Genomic DNA, 16,990 nt, shown 5'->3' with positions numbered 1-16,990 from the left:
CGCCACCTCCCCCACCACCGCCTTCGCCCTCTCCCGCCTGGCCGACCCCGACACCCTGCACCACACCCCCATCGGCGTCCTCCGCTCCGTCGACCGGCCCGTCTACGACCACCAGATGTCCGAACAACTGGACACCGCGATCGAACAGAACGGCAAGGGCGACCTCACAGCACTGCTGACCGGCGGGGACACCTGGACGGTCGTCGGCTGATCCGCCCGTTCCGCCCGATCCACCTGATACGCCATAGACAGCAGTAAACCGCCGAATACCGCCACATCCCTGGAGAGGGACAGCATGACGTACGTGATCGCGCAGCCCTGTGTCGACGTCAAGGACCGGGCCTGCATCGACGAGTGCCCGGTCGACTGCATCTACGAAGGGCCGAGGAAGCTCTACATCCAGCCGGACGAATGCGTCGACTGCGGCGCCTGTGAACCCGTCTGCCCGGTGGAGGCGATCTTCTACGACGACGACCTCCCGGACGAGTGGGGCGGGTACCGGACGGCGGACTCCGAGGTGTTCGCCGACCTCGGGTCGCCCGGCGGGGCGAGCGCGGCCGGTCCGCTCCCCAGCGACCATCCGCTGGTCTCCGCGCTGGCGGAGCAGGCCGCGTAGAGTGCACAGAACGCGTCGTACATCACAAAACCCGACTGCGCGCAGCTGATTCCCGCTGCGGTCCAGTCCGGCTCCAGGCCAGATACAGGCCGATACCAGTGGTCCAAGACACCGTGGAGGCGGTGGCGGAATCCCGCCACCGCCCTGTGGCGTTGTGCGCGCCGACCGCATGCCTCGCGCACCACGGGGGAACCGCAGAAGGAGCTGACTATGGACACCGCTCTCACGTCTCAGCCCACAGCGTCGGCGCAACGCCCGACAGGGCTCACCGCGCCCCTGCACCTACTGCACAGACCCAACACCCCGGAGGGCTTCCTGCTGGACGCCACGGCGCCGGTGGAGCAGCACTTCGCGCTCTCCGCCGAGCTGCCGAGCCGGCACGGGACGTTCAATGACGGGCCGGACACCTTCCACGACCTGCTCTTCGTCGCCGAGACCCTGTGCCAGGCCACGCACTTCGTCGCCCACCAGTACTTCCGGATTCCCCCCGAGCACCCCGCGGTCTTCGTCTCCAGCGGGCTCGACATCCTGGACCTCGCCCCGTGGCGTCGTACCGGCCAACCGGCCCACATCACGCTCGACATCACCCTGACCCCCGTGGACGTGGTGGGCGGCGTGCCGCGTGGCCTCGACTGCCGGAGCGGCGTGGCGATCGACGGCGTCAGCTGCGGGAGCGCCTCCGCACGGGTGCAGTTCCTGACGCCTCAGGTGTACCGGCCGCACCGCGAGCACGGCCGCCAGGAGAGCCTCCTGAACGCCATACCGGCGCAACGGCGCCCGCTGTCCCCTGCATCCCTGGGTGGGGCGGCCAAGACGGAACAGCGCGCCGTGCGGCCCGAACTGGTCGGGCGCGGCAGTCCGCGGAACGTCCTCGTGGGTCCGCCCCTGCGGGTCACCCACGGGGAGTTCGTGCTGCCCGTGACCCCGGAGCCCGGACACGAGATCTTCGGGGCCGGGCCCGAGGACCACGTCCCCGGTCCGGTGTTCCTGGAGGCGTCCCGGCAGGCCTCGCTGCTCGTCGCCGCGGAACAGCACGGGCTGCGGCCCGCCCACGCCGTAACGACCCGGTTGCGGGCTTCATTCCGCGGTTTCGGGGACGCCGACCTTCCGCTGACCTGCACGGTCACCTCTCAGGATCCGGTCCGCGACGACGCGGGACGGCCCACCGTCCGCACCCGGCTCGCCTTCAGCCAAGGCAGCCGGGTTCTGTGCACCGCCTCCACCGTCCTGCTCCAGGACTGCTGACCGACCCCCCTCGCGCCACCATGATCAAGGAGCCCATGATGCGTTTCCGGGTACTGGGGCCGGTGAGCCTGTCGCCCCGCACTCCGTCCGCGGCGAAACCACGCGCACTGCTCGCCACCCTCCTGGTGCACGCCGGCGAAGTGGTCCCGGTGCACAGCCTGATCGACGAACTGTGGGGGACGGAACCGCCGCGTACGGCCACCACCACGCTCCAGGTGTACGTGTCCCAGCTGCGCAAGGTGCTCGCCGACGGAAGAGACGAAGGCGACGGCGGTGACGGCATCGACAAACGTGACGCGCGTAGAAGTGAACAGCGTATTGACGCGCGTAGAAGTGACGCGCGTAGAAATGAACTGCGTATTGACGCGCGTAGACGTGACAGGGGGTCCGCCGGCGAGCTGCTGACCCGGGCGCCCGGCTACCTCCTGCAGGTTCCCGAGGGGGAGTTCGACCTGCCCCGCTTCGAACGGCTGCGGACCGAGGGCCGTACGGCGTATCAGGAGGGGGACTTCGGCCACGCCTCCCGGCTGCTGCACGACGCGCTCGCCCTGTGGACGGGACCCGCCCTGTCGGGAATCCCGCACGGCGTACGGCTGGAGTCCGCCGCCATCCGCCTCGACGAACTGCGGATGGAGGTCCTGGAACAGCGGATCATCGCCGATCTGCGGCTGGGCCGTCACCAGGAACTCGCCGGTGAACTGCTGGCCCTCGCCAACGAGCACCCCCTGCGGGAGACCCTCCACGCGCACCTCATGGTGGCGCTGTACCGGACAGGCCGCGGATCCGACGCCCTGCGGGTGTACGGCAAGTTGCGCCGCTCCCTCGTGGAGGAGCTCGGCGTCGAGCCGAGCCCCGCCCTCGCCCGGCTGCACGAACGCGTCCTGCGCCGGGATCCGTCACTGGACTGGCAACCTCTTCGGGACACGGCCGGTACGAGCACTGCACCCGGTACGGATGCCGGTACCGGCATCCGTACCGGTGCTGCCACCGGTACGGATGCTGATCCCGGTACGAATGCGAACGGCGCGGGCCGGGACGGCGGCAGCACCGCGCGCGGCCCGGAGGCTTCCCGGCGCGCGACCGCACAGACCACACAGACCGAGCAGGCGCGGCAGGCCGGGCACACCGGGCAGGAAGGGGGCAGGCCGCTGCTCGTCCCCGGTCCGGCCCCGGTACTGCCCGCCGTGACACCCGGATTCGTCGGCCGCCACGAGGAACTGGCCCGCGGGGAACGTGCGTTGCGAGGAAGCGCCGGGCGCCGGCCGGTGCGGGTGCTGGCCGTGTCCGGGTCGGCCGGCGTGGGCAAGACCTCGCTGGCGCTGCAACTCGCCCACCGGGTCGCCGACCTGTTCCCGGACGGTCAGCTGATGATGCGGCTGCGCGGACCGCAGGGCCGCCCCCTGAGCGCCGCACAGGCCGGGGCGACCCTGTTGCGCCGCCTCGGTGACGACACGCCGGGCGCCCCGCCGACCGATCCCGAGGAGGTGACGGACCGGCTGCGGCGGGCCCTGCACGGGCGGCGGCTGCTGCTCGTCCTGGACGACGCGGCGTCGGTGGAACAGATACGGCCGCTGCTCCAGGCCGCCGCGGACTGCGCGGTGATCCTCACCAGTCGCCGCAGTGCCGCCGCGCTCGACGGCGCGGAGCATCTGCTGCTGGACGCGGTACGGCCGGACGAGGCCGTGGAACTCCTGCTCGCCGCGGGAGGCGAGCGGATGGCGCAGGATCCGGTGGCGGTCGCCGAGATCGCCCGGCTGTGCGGCTGCTTCCCGCTGGCGCTGCGGGTGGCGGCGGCGGCCCTCACGGCACGCCCCCACACCACGCCCGCCGCGCTCGCGGGGCGCCTGCGCGACGAGCGGACCCGGCTCGGCGTCCTGCGCGAGGGCGACCTCGACCTCCGGTCCAGCCTGATGACGGGGTATCAGGAGGTCGGCCCGGCGCTGCAGCGGGCGTTCCGGCTGCTGGCCCTGGCCCCGGCCCCCGACTTCGGGGTGTGGACCGCCGCGGCCCTGCTGGACACGGACCGTTCGGTGGCGGAGGAGACGGCCGAGGAGCTCGTACGGGCCCAGCTGCTGGAGGCCCGTACCGACGGACACACGGTCCGCTACGCCTTCCACTCGCTGCTGCGGGTGCTGGCCACGGACCTGGTCGACGGGGAGGCGGACAGCGCCCGCACGCGACGGGACACCGTCGAACGGCTGGGCCGGACCTACGCGACCCTGGCCCGCCACGCGGACCGGCGGCTCACACCCGGGAGGGACTGGAGAACCTCCCTCGAACCCGCGCCCACACCCGCACCCGCCCCCACACCCACGGGTATGGAGCCGGACGCCGAGAGGATCGTCGGGGCCAACCCTCTGCGCTGGTTCCGCGAGGAGGCCACAGGACTGGTGGAGATGGTGCGGCAGACGCACGCGGCCGGACTCTGGCCCCTGGTGTGGCAGCTCGCGGGGGCCGCCGAGGGGTACTTCCACGCCTGCGCCGCCTGGGAGGACTGGGAGGAGACCCATCGCCTCGCGCTGAACGCAGCACTGCGGGCCGGCGACACCGAGGCGGAGGCCGTGATCCGGTACTCGCTGGGCGACCTCGCCTGGCAGCGTCGCGAGGCCGACCGGGCGGTGCGGCACTACACCGACGCCCAGCACGCCTTCAAGCTGGCCGGTGACCGGATCGGGGCGGCGCGCTGCCGTATCGGTGTGGCGGACATCCTGCTCGGCCAGGGCCGCCTGGGGGCCGCGGCACGGCGGTACGGGCGGGCTCTGGCCCTGTGTTCGGCGGGAGGGGACTCGCGGGGCGTCGTGGCGGCGCTGAACGGGCTGGCCCTGGTCAACCTGCGGCAGGGCCGCAAGGAGGCGGCGATGCGTCAGCTGGCGCAGTGCCGGCGCGCCGCGGAACGGCTCGGGGACCGCCGCTGGGCGGAGTACATCCGCCGCACCGCGGCCCGCCTGACGTCGGACGCTCCCCGCCGCCCCGCCCACACCGCCCACGCGGTCGAGGTCCGGCCGGGCATGTGGCTCATCGGAACGGCCGCCCCCGCCCCCTCCCTCACCCGGGCGGGCGCCGCCTGACGTCGCGTCAACCCGTGGCCCGCGAGGCAGGGGCCACGGGTCAGGCCTCGGTGCGGGACGGGACCGGCGCGGACTCGACGACGTCCGGTGCGCCCCGGTACCCACCGGCAGCGGGAGCGGCACGCCGGGCTCCCGCGTCGGGTTCGAGGCCCAGCGACGCCAGGGAACGCCACGGCAGCGCCTGACTCGGCGTCGTGTCGCGCCAGGGCGCGAACACCGGGGCCGGGGAAGGGAGGGTCTTCACGGAGGCCACCGGGGCCAACGAGGCCACGGACGACACAGACGACGACACGGACGGCACTGACGACACAGACGGCACAGGGGACATGAGAGGCATGGCAGCCACCTTTGGGTAGGTGTTGCGAGGGGACGCGCCGGGAGCGGGCACGGGGACGTACGCGCGAAGGTGGTCGTTCACTCGGCGGAGGGCACCCGCGGCGGGTGCCCTCCGGCCTCGGTGGCGCCTGTGTGTCCGGTGGCGCCCGTGTGTCCGGCGGCGATCCGACCGGACGGGCCGGCCGGGCTCGTGGTCCGGCCGGCCCTGTTCGTGAACCGGGCCCGCAGCAGCGACCCGATCAGCCACTTCCGCATGGCGCCCAGGTGCGCCGGCGAACCGTGGACGTCGTCGAACTCCTTGAAGCGCACGTGGGGCAGCAGGGAGCCGAGCAGCTGACGTTCCGTGGGAGGGATGATCTCGTCCCGGGAGCTGACCACGTACGCGACCGGAACGTCGACGGCGCGCAGTACCTCCGGGGCGAGCGCGAAGTCCTTCAGCCGCGCCCGCAGTTCGTCGTGGTCGGGCGCCCCGGTGAGCCGGCACAGCGTGTCGACGGTGATGCCGGGCACCTGGGGCCACCAGTCGGAGTCGGTGAAGAACCCGCCCACCGGGGCGCCGACGGTGTGGATGCTGTGGATGCGCGCGTCCTCGGCCGCGGCACGCAGCGCGAGGTGGCCGCTGAAGCTGAGGCCGAGGACGGAGGTGCGGGTCACCCGGGCGCGCCCGGCCAGTTGATCGAGCAGGAAGGGCAGCAGCCGCCAGGAGTCGGCGTGGTAGCGCAGGGTGTTCTCGCCGACGCCGGGCATCTCGGTGGCGACCGCCGCGTAACCGAGGCGGGCGAGCCGGGGCAGGAGGGGCGCCCACTGCTCCTTGACGCTGACGATGCCTCCCATGATCAGGACCAGCGGCCGTGGCCGACGGGCGTCGAGTCCGCTCGCCCAGCAGGCGAAGGTGCCGTCCGGGTGGTTGAGGACCATGCGGTCGATGCCGCGCCGGCGCCGCCATTCGTCGAAGGACCGCACGCAGTTGTCCTGGGCCTCCCTGCGGTCGTCGTCGCCGTGGTACGGGAAGCGGGCGAGGGCGTAGCGGCGACAGGCGTCGAGCGGGCGGCCCGCGGAGGCCAGCCGGTCGGCCTCGGCGGTCCACACCCGCGCCCAGGACTCGGGGTGTCCCGGCTCGTCGTTGGTGATCCGGGGCAGTACGGCCGCGACCTGGCGTTCGCTGATCCCCTGGCCACGGGCGTGCAGTTGTGCGAATTCCTTCAGCTCTCCGAGGTGGTCCATCAGTCTCCTGGTGAGGGGACCACCGGCAGCTTCAGCCGGTGGGGGAATCACTTCCCTGGCCTGTGATATTTTCCTTCTGTCCCGAAAGGGATCGGTTCGGGCTGGACCGCAACCTTCGGGTCGGAAGCCCCCCTCTCTTCAGGTGGGGGAGCGGAGTCACGGCTGTTCTCCGTCTCCTCCGGGAGGCGAGGGCCACTACCGCCGGGGGATGCGGCCCGGAGGGCTCGGAGGCCTTCCTGGTCGTACCGGCTGCGGGGCGGACTGTCAGGTCGTACGAGGGGGAGACGGGGCGCCCTCCGGGAGCGGGGGACGTCCCCCGGCAGGGCGCCCCGCCTCTGAACCGATGCTGCCCGCCGTCCCTTAAGCCCGCTTGTCGCACGGCTTAAGCCTCAGTGAGCCCCGTAGGCCCCATGGACCCCAACAGCCCACACAGGCACGGCGCCCGCTCACCAGCCCAGCAGGTCGTCCTCTCCCCCGGGTGCGTCCTCGGGTTCCGCGTCGTCGCCGAGCGCCTCGGATACAGCCGCGACCACGAGCGGATCGAGCATGGCGTGCGCCGCCGGGTCCCGGGGTCCGCCGAAGCCGTTGTCGCTCACCGCGACGCCGGCGACGTAACCGCCGTCGACCGAGAAGGTGCGGAACTGCCATTCGTCCCCGGTGCCGGGTGCCCCTTCGGGGGTCAGGAGCCTGACGGGCCGGTCGCCGCCGCTGAAGCCGAACTCGGTGAAGCGGAGCCTCAGCCCCTGCCCGATGGCCTTGGTGTAGGCCTCCTTGAGCGTCCACAGGCGCACCAGCTCGGTGCCCCGCCGGTGGTGCGGGAGTTGCTCCAGGGCGGTCGTCTCGTGGGGTGTGCAGACGTTACGGTGCAGCCCGCGCGTGTAGAGGGGGCGGTCCGCCCGCTCGGCGTCCACCCCGATCAGTCCCTTGGTGGAGAGCCCGACGAGCAGCAGGTCCTCGGTGTGGCTGAGGCTGATGTCCACCGCGTCACAGCCGCGCAGACAGGGGCGCCCGGTGAGGCCGTACCCGAGTTCGACGGTCTCCGGGGGCACCCGCAGCGCCACCGCGGCGGCGTACTTCAGCAGCGCCCGGGAGGCGGCGAACCGCACCCGCACGTGCGGGTGCGTCAGCTCCAGATACCGGTCCCAGTCCCGGCCCAGCAGAGCACGCAGGCGCGGGCCGCCCGCCCGGTCCGGCCGCCAGTCGGCGAGCCGGGCGTGCAGCACCGCCACCGCGTGCTCCTCCAGGTCCGCGCGGACCTGGTCCCAGCCTCCGTCACGGCCGGAGATCCGAACCGGCTCCCCGAGCGAGGAGCTGGGTGCCGTCCTCCTCCGCGCCGTCATCGAAGCCCTCCAGTGCGTCCTTGAGGTCACCGAGTACGTCGGCGGCGGTGGCGCCGTCGATGACCCGGTGGTCGAAGGTGAGTCCGAGCCGCATCACCGGGGCGACGGCGAGCTGCCCGTCCCGGACGACCGGCCGGTCCGCGACGCGGCCCGCGTTCAGGGTGACCGCGGTGCCGCCGCTGGAGTGGAAGCCGTCGACCGGGCGATGGCCCAGCGAGCTGACCGCGACGGTGCCGAAGATCTCCGGCCGTCGGCGCGGGTCGCGCAGTGCGGCGGCGAAGGCGAGCCGCCCGAGCGGCACCGGCAGCCGGCCGAGCAGCCGGACTCCGCGGAACTCGGGCAGTTCCTCGGTGCCGGGGCCGCGGTAGCGGTCGACGCGCTGCTGGATGTCGTCCAGGCCGGCGCTCTCCAGGGCGGGCAACAGCGCGGACAGAACGGTCCGCTCTCCGCCGACCGTGCGGTCCAGCGCCAGCTTGGCGGTGACCTCCGCGAACCGTACGGTCCGTGGTCCGCGCAGCCCGAACAGCCGCGCCGGGACCAGTGCCGCGTTGGCCTCCGGGTGGCGGTGCAGTACACGACCGGTGGCGTGCAGCAGATAGGTGACGACGGAGTAGCGCAGGCCGGTGGCCCGGGCGCCGGCCCGGTGGGCCTCGATCCGGGTCATGTCGATGTCGGTGTCGAGGTGGACGGGCCGCTGCCGGGCGGCGTGTTCCAGGAAGTACAGGGTGTGCCGCCGCCGGCGCTCGGGGTGCACCCGGGAAGGGACCGGCCGGGTCCCGTCCGGCCGGGACCCGGTCATGCCTCGGCCGCCAGCCGGTGGATCTCACCGAGGCTGCGGGCCTCCAGCAGTTTGCCGACGGGCAGCGAGCGGCCGGTGGCCTGCTCCAGGGCGGTGACCAGCTTCAGCAGGTACAGCGAGTCCCATTCGGGCAGTTGGTCGAGGTCGACGGAGACCTGGTGCTCCTCCAGCGGCATGCCGAGCTCGTCCCGGACGAGACGGACGAAGTCATCGATGGTGTGCATGGGGTACGGCCCTCCCGGGCGGGTGCGTGCGGACGGCAGATGGGGGCGTCAGATCTTTTCGAGCGCGAAACCGGACTTGATCCACTTGCTGGACTCGACGGCGACCGCCAGCGCGCGCTGGCCCGGGCCGATCTTCTCCAGCAGCCCCTCCAGTTGGAGGAAGGGCAGGGCGTTGCCGTTGTTGCCGGTGTCCGCGACGCAGGACACCTCGACGGCGTCGGGCAGGTCGAGCTGCTCGGTGATCCGTCGTGTCATCCGGCCGGACAGCTGCGGCGGCAGCAGGAAGTCCACCTGCTCCGGGGACCAGTCGAGGTCCTCCAGCAGCTCCCAGAGGATCTCCACGGCCATGACGGGGACGGACTCCTCGATGGCCTTGTAGTCCTCGCGTACGGCCTGCCGGTCGTCGTACCGGTCGGCGAGCCCGAACCAGTCGATGACCTGGCCGGGTTCCCGGCCGAGGCCCGTGAACCGGTTCAGCACGCCGCGCAGCGCGAGCCGCTCGCCGCGCGCCTCGGAGGTGACCACGGCGGCACCGGCTCCGTCGCCGAACAGCACGTAGTTGACGAGGTCGCTGGGGGCCGCCCCGGACAGGTCCCGGTCGAGGTCCAGGTGCTTGCTGCAGACGTCGCCCCCGATCACCAGACCGGCCCGGTGCCCGCCGCCGGTGACGAGGGTGCGGCCCAGTTCCAGGGCCTGGACGGCGCCGGCGCAGCCGGACTGGAGCTGGTAGGTGGGGATCTGGTCCAGGCCGAGCTGGTCGGCGACGTGGTTGACGGTGGCGGGCATGAGGTGGTCCGGCGTCGCGGTGCCCATGACCACGAAGTCGATCTCGTCCGGGGCGAGTCCGGACGCGGTGAGCGCCTGCTCGCCGGCCCGCGCACACAGATCGGCGAGCGACCAGCGCACCTCACCGCTGACCAGGTCCCGGGCGAAGTGCCGGGTCCGGGTGCCGATGAACACGTCGATCCACTCTTCGTTGACGCCGAGCGTCCGGGCGAGCATCGCGTTGTCGACGGGGTCGCCCGGCAGGGCGGTACCGACCCCGGCGAGGTGGGCGACGGAGGGTGAGGAGGCTTGCTCGGGTGACTGCATGAGAGGGGTCCTTCCTGGTACGGGGCGATCCGGGGCGGAGAAGGCGAGCGAACCCGCCCGTCCCACCACCCCTTGAGCGGGGCGGGTTCGCGGGGCGGGTTCGCGGAGCGGTCAGGCCACGGCCGAGTCGGTCCGGTCCTGGAGATAACCGACGAGATCACCGACGGACGACAACCGCGGCAGCAGATCCTGCACGCTGATCTCCTCAAGGCCGCTCAGCCGCTCCTGGATCCGGTCCTTCAGCTCCATGACCATCACCGAGTCGAAGCCGAGGTCCTCGTAGAGCAGGGAGAGCGCCGACACCTCGTCCGGCGCGTATCCGCCGACCTCCGCGACGGCCTCGATCACGGCACGGGCCACCGGATCCGCCGCCTGGTCCTCCCCGGCGGAGGGCAGCACGGCCGTGCGGACGGCTCCGTGTCCTGAGGCGGCCGACTGCTTCTGTGCGTACGGCCGCACGGTGTGCGCGGCGTCGTCGGTCACGACACCGAGGTCCGCCGGAGCAACGGCCCGTACAGGGGTACGGGTCCAGAACCGCTGGGTGTCGGAGAACGCGTACGGCACCAGCCGCTGCGCCACCCGCTCCTCCTCCGGGTAGGCCTTGTCCCAGTTCGGGTCGACCCCGCCGCGGAAGAGTGCGGCCACGGCTTCGGCGAACGCCCGGCCGTCGGCCTCCTCGTCCGGCACCGGAGCCACGGTGTGGACACCCTCCCCGGCGACGGTGCGCAGGGTACGCGCCATGCGGGTGAGCACGGGACGGGGGCCGACCTCCACCAGGTGGGTGGGCCCGGCCTCCAGCAGCCGCGTCATGGCGTCGCCGAACAGTACGGGGGCGCTGATGTGCTCGGTCCAGTACTTGGCGTCCATCGGCTCGGCCTCCAGCAGCCGTCCGCGCAGGGTGGAGTACACCGGGAGCGTGGGGACGCCGCCGCCGATCTCGTCCGCGAGCGCGGCGAACCGGTCCAGCATCGGTGTCATCAGCGGCGAGTGGAAGGCGTGGGAGACCTCCAGCCGCCGGGTTTTGACGCCCCGTCCGCGGAGCTCGTCCTCGATCCGCTCCAGCGCCGCCAGGTCCCCGGAGAGCACGGTGGCCTGGGGGCCGTTCACCGCGCCCACCCCGACCAGGGGTTCCGTGTCCACGAGCTCGGTCAGCTCGGTGAGCGGAGCCCGTACGGCGAGCATCCCGCCGCCCTCGGGCAGCTCCTCCATGAGGGCGCCCCGGGCGGTGATCAGCCGGGCCGCGTCCTGAAGCGGGAAGACGCCGGCCAGCACGGCGGCGGCGTACTCACCGACGCTGTGGCCGAGCAGCAGCGCGGGCCGCACCCCGAGTTCGGTGAGGCTCGCCGCCAGGGCGTACTCGACGGCGAACAGCGCGGGCTGGGTCCAGCCGGTGCGGTGCACGGCCTCGTCGCCGGAGAGCAGCTTCTCGCGCACCGAGCCGCCGGTGTGCGGGGCGAGTGCCGTGTCGGCCTCGTCCAGGAACCGTCGGTACAGCGGCGACTGCCGGTACAGACGCGCGGTCATCGCCGGGTACTGCGAGCCCTGCCCGGTGAACAGCAGCGCCACCCGCGGCTTTCCCGCGGGCCGGTCGGAGAGCCGGGCCAGCAGGTCGTCGTCGGCCGCGGCCTCGCGCAGCCCCGCGGCCAGTTCGCCGGTGTCCGCGGCGGGCAGCGCGAAACGGTGGCGGTGCCCCGTCTTGGCCCGGTTGCTGGACCAGCACAGCGGCCCGACCGGCGTCCTGCGCCGCTGTACGGCATCGGCCTGCACCAGCAGGTTGCGACGCAGCGCCTCCAGCGAGGGGGCGGTCAGGGTGAAGACCCCGGTGCCCAGACCCGCGGCGCCGCTGTCGGTGTGCCCGGACTCCGGGTCGCCCGCCTCCGGACGTACGGCGTGCGCGGGCGCGGACTCCAGGAGGGCGTGGGCGTTGGTGCCGCCCATCCCGAAGCTGCTCAGGCCCCCGATCGTCGGCCCCGAACGCAGCCGCAGCGGGGCCTTGAGGAGCCGCAGCCCCTGCTTGGCCAGTTTCAGGGCCGGGTTCTCCTTGGCCGCGAACCGGCTGGCGGGGACCACCTTGTGATGCAGGGACAGGGCGACCTTGATGAGGCCCGCGATGCCCGCCGCGCCCTCGGCGTGCCCGATGTTGCCCTTGACGGAGCCGATGGCCATCGGACGCCCGGAGCGCCCGGAGTGCAGATGGCCGAGGGCCTTGACCTCGATCATGTCGCCCAGGACGGTGCCGGTGCCGTGCGCCTCGGTGAAGGCGACCTCGGACGGCTCGACTCCGGCCCGGCGGTAGGCGGCGGCCACCACTTCCTGCTGCGACCAGCGGTTGGGGGCGGTGATGCCGTTGCTGCGGCCGTCCTGGTTGACGGCGGTGCCGCGGATCACCGCGTACACCTGCTGGCCGTCGGCAATGGCGTCCTCCAGCCGGCGCAGCACCACCGCGCCGACGCCCTCGCCCCGGCCGATGCCGTCGGCGTCGGCACTGAAGGGCTTGCACCGGCCGTCGGGGGAGGACAGCCCGGCCTGGGTGTAGAAGATGCCGAGTGCCGGGGTGAGCGCCACGTTGACTCCCGCGGCGATCGCGGTGTCGCACTCCTCCGCCAGCAGGGCGTTGCAGGCGAGGTGGACGGCGACCAGCGAGGAGGAGCAGGCGGTGTCCACCGCCAGGCTGGGGCCCTTGAGGTCGAGGTGGTACGAGATCCGGTTGGCGGTCATGCAGTAGCCGTTGCCGGAGCCGAGCTGGGCGGTGACGCGGGCGTAGTCGGTCATGTGGAGCTGCGCCCACTCGTTGCCCATGATGCCGACGAAGACCCCGGTGTCGGTGCCGGCCAGCCGCTGCGGTGCGACGCCGGAGTCCTCGACGGCACGCCAGGCGCACTGCAGCAGCAGCCGCTGCTGGGGGTCCATCGCCGCCGCCTCGCGCGGCGAGACGGTGAAGAACTCGTTGTCGAAGGCGTCCGGGTCCGAGATGAAGCCGCCCTCGGTGGTGTTGGAGTGCCCGTCCTCGCCCGTGGGCGAGTGGAACTCACGGGCGTTCCAGCGCTGCCCGGGCACCTTGTCGACCCCGTCGCCGGACCGCATCAACATGTCCCAGTAGGCGCCGGCGTCCGGCGCCCCCGGGAAGCGGCAGTCGATGCCGACGATGGCGACGGGCTTCACCGGCTCCCGCCTTCCATGGACTGAAGTTCCTCGACGAGGTGACCGGCCAGCGCCTCGATGGTCGGGTAGTCCCAGGCCACCGTGGGTTCGAGGACGAGGTCGAAGTCCTCCTCGATGTCACCGCACAGGCTCAGCGCGGCCACGGAGTCCAGCCCGTACTCGGCCAGCGGCACGGTGGGCTGGATCTCGGACGGCGACCGCTGGAGGTACAGAGCGATCCGGTCGGCGAGCCAGCTGCTCAGCGACTCGGCGGTGGGCTCGGTGTTCGCGGTGGGGTCGGTCGCGGGAACAGACATGGTGCAACTCCTCGGTGAAGGCGCGTCGGGTCCGGGCGGGCGGCGGTCAGCCGGCCAGCGGGGTGTCGTAGAGGTCGTAGCTTCGGCGTTCGTGGAAGCGCCGGAGCACTTCTTCGTGCACCCGGCCCTCGCACCCGGGCGGCAGGTCGGCCGGGCGCTGCCCGAGCCGGCGGGCCAGCCGGTGCAGTGCGGCGGCCACCCAGGCAGGGTCGGCCAGGAAGGGGTCGTCGCCGTCGCGGGCCCCGCGCCAGACGCCCAGGACGGACGCCGCCGCGAGGAACACCGCGTAGCGGTCGGCGAGCGCGAAGCTCGCCGGGCTGGCGAGTGCGGTGCGGTCCTGGGGGGACAGGTTCAGGCTGTCCTCCTGGATCTGCCGCAGCTCGTCCAGCATCCGCATCACCAGTCCCTGCACCGCGAGTTCCTCGGGGGAGCCGCTGGGCAGGTCGTCGGCGGCGGCGACCAGGGAGGCGCTCAGGCTGTCCCGGCCGCTGGCCAGGGCGAGCCGGTCGAAGGGGATGCCGCCGGGCAGTGACTCGCGGGGGCGGAACAGGCTCTGCGGTGCCTCGTCCCCCGAGAACCAGGCGCGCCGGGCGAGCCGGGACAGCTGGGGGATGATGGTGGCCTGGCAGGCGGCCGAACCGGCGTGGCCGAGGCTGAGCACCGGCAGGTCGCGGACATGCTTCTGGAAGATGCCGAACTCGCCCTCGCGGATGTAGAACCGCGCCCCGAGCACGATCGACAGGTCGTACATGGTGTCCGTGAGCATCTTGGGCACCAGGTACTTCACCGCCGCCGCGTACACGCTGGTCTCGTCGGGCAGCAGATGCACCGCCCGGGTGCCGACCAGCGCCAGGCTGTCGCAGGTGAGCAGGTCGAGGAAGGCACCGGTGAGGGTCGCGGAGGCGTGCGGGATGTCCATGACCGACCGCCGGTAGAGGCGGCGTCCGACGGCGAATCCCACCACCGTGCGCAGGCTGGTGTCGAGGGCGCCGATGGCCATGCCGGGCACCGCGCTGCGGGTGATCTGGAAGGAGCGCAGGGCCAGTTCGACGCCCTGGCCGCGGGCGCCGACCAGGGCGCTGTCGGGTACGGGGCAGTCGGTGAAGTCCAGCCCGGACAGCTTGCAGCCGCGGACGCCGACGGCGCTGTAGCGGGGCAGGACCTTGAAGCGGTCCTGGTCGAGCTGGTCCCGTTCCGCCAGCAGCACCGAGTGGCTGCGGCTGCCGGGGCTGTCGTCGGTGCGGCTGAACAGGGCGAAGGCGTCGGCCCGGTCCGCGTTGTTGATGACTTCCTTGCGGCCGTGCAGCCGGAAGCCGCCGGGCACCGGGTCGGCCCGGAACTCGTTGCGTACGAAGTCGTTGCCGTGGGCGAGTTCGTGGTAGGCGACGGAGACCTTGGAGCCGCCAAGCAGCAGCTCGGCGAGCCTGCGCCGCTGCTCCTCGTTTCCGGCCGTCCACACGTTGGCGGCGGCCATGAACGAGGTGATGCCGTAGCCGAGGCCCAGCGCCACATCGCGCCGGAACACCTGCCGCATCACCCGTGCGAGGGAGTCCAGCCGGTCCAGCCGCCCGCCGAACTCGCCGGGCACGAACTCGGCGTTGAGGACCAGGTCGTCCAGGAGCCGCTCACCGGCGGCGGGCAGTTCCCCGGCCTCGTCGGCGGCCAGCAGCCCGGCGGTGCCGAGCGGGTTGGCCGGGTCGTGGGGGTCGCCGAAACGGCTCTCCAGCTCGGCGACCCGGGCCTGGACCGCGCTCTCCTGCGCCTCGTGCGCGGCCGGGTCGACCGCGGGATCACTCAGCATGACGTCCCCTCAGATGGGTCGGATTCGTCGGTGTGCGGGCTCGCGCCCCCGTGCATCCGGAACGGCAGCAGCGAGAACAGTTCGCCCGCGGTGCGGGTCGCCCGCAGCCGGTCCAGCAGGTGCGGGTAGGCGTCGGGCTCTCCCGCGTCGGGCTCGCCCAGCCGCGTCAGCAGCCGGTCGAGTACGGGCCACAGCCACACCCCGTCGCTCCAGAGCGCTCCGGTGCGTCCCGTGCTCGCGGCGCGGTGGTTGTGCGCCCACAGGCCGAGGGAGGCGGCGCCCGCGAGGCACAGGCTGTACTGCCGGGCTACGTCGAAGGCGGCGGGCGGGACGTCGGAGACCACCGTGCGGTAGGCGTCCATGGCCTCGTGGACCCGGCCGGTGGCGGCGAGCAGCCGTTCGGCCGCTGCCAGCGCTCCCTTGAGTTCCGGCCGCAGGGCGGCCTCGGAGCGCAGCGCCTCCACCGAGTCCGGCAGCGTGGCCATGATGCCGGAGCCACGCCGGGCCACCAGCGACAGCCGTGTCGGGTCCAGCGGAGGCAGCGGCGCGGAGAGGTCGAACGCGCGGGCGGCACCGGCCGTGTCGCCGCTCCCCCGCTGCCAGCCGCGGCCCAGCGAACGGAACTGGTTGACCAGGGAGTTGAGGTTGACGAGGGTGTTGCCGTCGAAGAGGCCGACGATACGGTGGTCGCGGTCGACCTTCTGGAACATCCCCAGCGCGTGGACGTCCTTGAGGAACGCCCGCGCCCCGAGCAGCCGGGTCAGCTCGCCGATCAGGGCCTCGGTGCCGGTGGGCACCAGGTACTTGGTGGCCGCGGCGGCCACGCTCAGCTCGTCGGGGATCGTGTGCACGGACCGGGCGGCCACCGTGGCCAGCGCCTCCCCGGCCAGTACGTCGGCCGCGGCGCAGGCGAGCACGTGCCGGGCCTGCGGCAGGTCCACCAGCCGCCGCCCGAACAGCTCGCGCCGCTCGGCGAAGTCCAGCGCGATACGCAGCGCGTGGTCGGCCGCGCCCAGCGACAGCGAGGCGCACATGGTGCGGGTGAGCTGCAGCGCCTTGAGCACGGTCTCGACGCCGCCACCCTCGCCGCCGACCGCCGCGTCCGCCGGAACCGGAGCATCGTGGAAGGCGATGCCGCTGATGTCGGCGCCCCGGATGCCGTGGGTGCGGATCTTGTCGAGGCAGCGGTAGTGCTCGCCCTCGGTCAGCGGCCGCTTGTCGACCAGCAGGACGGTGAAGCCTCGCGGCCCGCCGTCCGGGCCGGTCCGGGTGAGGACGGAGAGCAGGCTGCCCCGGGTGGCGTTGTTGATCAGCCACTTCTCGCCGCTGACGCGCCAGCCGCCCTCGCCGTCGGGCTCACCCTGCACGTCCCCGGCGAGCAGGTCGCTGCCGTGGGCGCGCTCGGTGAGGGCCAGCGAGACGGGCACACCCGCGCGGATGTCCTCGGCGAGCCGGCGGCCCTGCTCGGGGGTGCCGGAGATCCAGACGCACACCCCGCCCAGATAGGTCTTGCCGTGCCCGACGGCGACGGTCAGATCGCGGCGGGCCACCACCCGCATGACCTGCATGACGGTCTCGTAGTCGGTGAGCCGTCCGCCGTGCTCGGCCGGGATGTAGAACTCCGCCAGGCCCCAGTCCTCCAGCACCCGGCAGATGTCCGCCGGGAACTCCTCGTTCTCGTCCAGTTCCAGGCAGCGGGTGTAGGAGAAGTCCGTGCCGGGGTCCTCGGGATCGCCGAGCAGCAGCTCCAGCTCCTGCGCGACGCGGTAGGGAGGATGCTCCATGCC

The 16,990-nt window shown here is 72.9% G+C and carries 13 protein-coding genes and 1 pseudogene; 4 read left to right on the top strand and 10 right to left on the bottom strand.

The genetic code is table 11. The features are described 5' to 3' along the window. The 4 genes and pseudogenes from FPZ41_RS11860 to FPZ41_RS11845 form a co-directional block, all read left to right on the top strand. Window positions 1-211: pseudogene (locus FPZ41_RS11860) on the top strand (2-oxoacid:ferredoxin oxidoreductase subunit beta); the annotation flags it as partial. Window positions 212-295: 84 nt separating this feature from the next. After that, on the top strand, window positions 296-616 hold the full coding sequence (fdxA, locus tag FPZ41_RS11855) for a ferredoxin (protein ID WP_152861811.1): 321 nt from the start codon (window positions 296-298) through the stop codon (window positions 614-616). A gap of 210 nt (window positions 617-826) precedes the next feature. Continuing rightward, a complete protein-coding gene (locus FPZ41_RS11850) occupies window positions 827-1,861 on the top strand; it encodes an AfsA-related hotdog domain-containing protein (RefSeq protein ID WP_152861809.1) in 1,035 nt (344 codons plus the stop codon). 38 nt (window positions 1,862-1,899) lie between these two features. Further along, complete coding sequence (locus FPZ41_RS11845; protein ID WP_194236068.1) at window positions 1,900-4,929, top strand: AfsR/SARP family transcriptional regulator; 3,030 nt, start codon at window positions 1,900-1,902, stop codon at window positions 4,927-4,929. Between the two features lie 40 nt (window positions 4,930-4,969). Here the strand turns inward: FPZ41_RS11845 and FPZ41_RS11840 are convergent, their stop codons facing one another. The 10 genes from FPZ41_RS11840 to FPZ41_RS11795 form a co-directional block, all read right to left on the bottom strand. Next, window positions 4,970-5,173: a hypothetical protein gene (locus tag FPZ41_RS11840; RefSeq protein ID WP_322620115.1), complete on the bottom strand. Its 204-nt coding sequence runs from the start codon at window positions 5,171-5,173 to the stop codon at window positions 4,970-4,972. Between the two features lie 170 nt (window positions 5,174-5,343). Continuing rightward, window positions 5,344-6,489: an alpha/beta fold hydrolase gene (locus FPZ41_RS11835; protein ID WP_152861805.1), complete on the bottom strand. Its 1,146-nt coding sequence runs from the start codon at window positions 6,487-6,489 to the stop codon at window positions 5,344-5,346. A gap of 446 nt (window positions 6,490-6,935) precedes the next feature. After that, window positions 6,936-7,829, bottom strand: a complete 894-nt coding sequence (locus FPZ41_RS11830) for a 4'-phosphopantetheinyl transferase family protein (RefSeq protein WP_152861803.1) — start codon at window positions 7,827-7,829, stop codon at window positions 6,936-6,938. Beyond that, window positions 7,762-8,628 (bottom strand): 2-oxo acid dehydrogenase subunit E2, encoded by an 867-nt coding sequence (locus FPZ41_RS11825; RefSeq protein ID WP_152861801.1) that lies wholly within the window; start codon window positions 8,626-8,628, stop codon window positions 7,762-7,764. The genes FPZ41_RS11830 and FPZ41_RS11825 overlap by 68 nt, the downstream gene beginning before the upstream one ends. After that, on the bottom strand, window positions 8,625-8,852 hold the full coding sequence (locus FPZ41_RS11820; protein ID WP_152861799.1) for an acyl carrier protein: 228 nt from the start codon (window positions 8,850-8,852) through the stop codon (window positions 8,625-8,627). The genes FPZ41_RS11825 and FPZ41_RS11820 overlap by 4 nt, the downstream gene beginning before the upstream one ends. Before the next feature lie 48 nt (window positions 8,853-8,900). Continuing rightward, the gene (locus FPZ41_RS11815) at window positions 8,901-9,944 is read right to left on the bottom strand and encodes a 3-oxoacyl-ACP synthase III family protein (protein WP_152861797.1); all 1,044 of its coding nucleotides are present in this window, start codon (window positions 9,942-9,944) and stop codon (window positions 8,901-8,903) included. Window positions 9,945-10,055: 111 nt separating this feature from the next. Further along, window positions 10,056-13,106 (bottom strand): type I polyketide synthase, encoded by a 3,051-nt coding sequence (locus FPZ41_RS11810; RefSeq protein ID WP_322620114.1) that lies wholly within the window; start codon window positions 13,104-13,106, stop codon window positions 10,056-10,058. Next, window positions 13,103-13,402: an acyl carrier protein gene (locus tag FPZ41_RS11805; protein WP_131561244.1), complete on the bottom strand. Its 300-nt coding sequence runs from the start codon at window positions 13,400-13,402 to the stop codon at window positions 13,103-13,105. The genes FPZ41_RS11810 and FPZ41_RS11805 overlap by 4 nt, the downstream gene beginning before the upstream one ends. A 46-nt stretch (window positions 13,403-13,448) precedes the next feature. After that, window positions 13,449-15,203, bottom strand: a complete 1,755-nt coding sequence (locus tag FPZ41_RS11800) for an acyl-CoA dehydrogenase family protein (protein WP_152861793.1) — start codon at window positions 15,201-15,203, stop codon at window positions 13,449-13,451. Further along, window positions 15,197-16,987, bottom strand: a complete 1,791-nt coding sequence (locus tag FPZ41_RS11795) for an acyl-CoA dehydrogenase family protein (RefSeq protein ID WP_152861791.1) — start codon at window positions 16,985-16,987, stop codon at window positions 15,197-15,199. The genes FPZ41_RS11800 and FPZ41_RS11795 overlap by 7 nt, the downstream gene beginning before the upstream one ends. Window positions 16,988-16,990: the final 3 nt, after the last annotated feature.

Source organism: Streptomyces acidicola (assembly GCF_009377235.1).
In the GTDB taxonomy this organism is placed as follows: Bacteria; Actinomycetota; Actinomycetes; order Streptomycetales; family Streptomycetaceae; genus Streptomyces; species Streptomyces acidicola.
Note: the sequence above shows the minus strand (reverse complement) of the source record. Positions and strands in the feature narration are given on the sequence as shown.

Coding starts and splice junctions, on each gene's coding strand:
- FPZ41_RS11820 (WP_152861799.1), bottom strand. CDS start 8,852: ATGCACACCATCGATGACTTCGTCCGTCTCGTCCGGGACGAGCTCGGC.
- FPZ41_RS11805 (WP_131561244.1), bottom strand. CDS start 13,402: ATGTCTGTTCCCGCGACCGACCCCACCGCGAACACCGAGCCCACCGCC.
- FPZ41_RS11850 (WP_152861809.1), top strand. CDS start 827: ATGGACACCGCTCTCACGTCTCAGCCCACAGCGTCGGCGCAACGCCCG.
- FPZ41_RS11825 (WP_152861801.1), bottom strand. CDS start 8,628: ATGACCGGGTCCCGGCCGGACGGGACCCGGCCGGTCCCTTCCCGGGTG.
- fdxA (WP_152861811.1), top strand. CDS start 296: ATGACGTACGTGATCGCGCAGCCCTGTGTCGACGTCAAGGACCGGGCC.
- FPZ41_RS11800 (WP_152861793.1), bottom strand. CDS start 15,203: ATGCTGAGTGATCCCGCGGTCGACCCGGCCGCGCACGAGGCGCAGGAG.
- FPZ41_RS11815 (WP_152861797.1), bottom strand. CDS start 9,944: ATGCAGTCACCCGAGCAAGCCTCCTCACCCTCCGTCGCCCACCTCGCC.
- FPZ41_RS11835 (WP_152861805.1), bottom strand. CDS start 6,489: ATGGACCACCTCGGAGAGCTGAAGGAATTCGCACAACTGCACGCCCGT.
- FPZ41_RS11795 (WP_152861791.1), bottom strand. CDS start 16,987: ATGGAGCATCCTCCCTACCGCGTCGCGCAGGAGCTGGAGCTGCTGCTC.
- FPZ41_RS11845 (WP_194236068.1), top strand. CDS start 1,900: ATGCGTTTCCGGGTACTGGGGCCGGTGAGCCTGTCGCCCCGCACTCCG.
- FPZ41_RS11830 (WP_152861803.1), bottom strand. CDS start 7,829: ATGACGGCGCGGAGGAGGACGGCACCCAGCTCCTCGCTCGGGGAGCCG.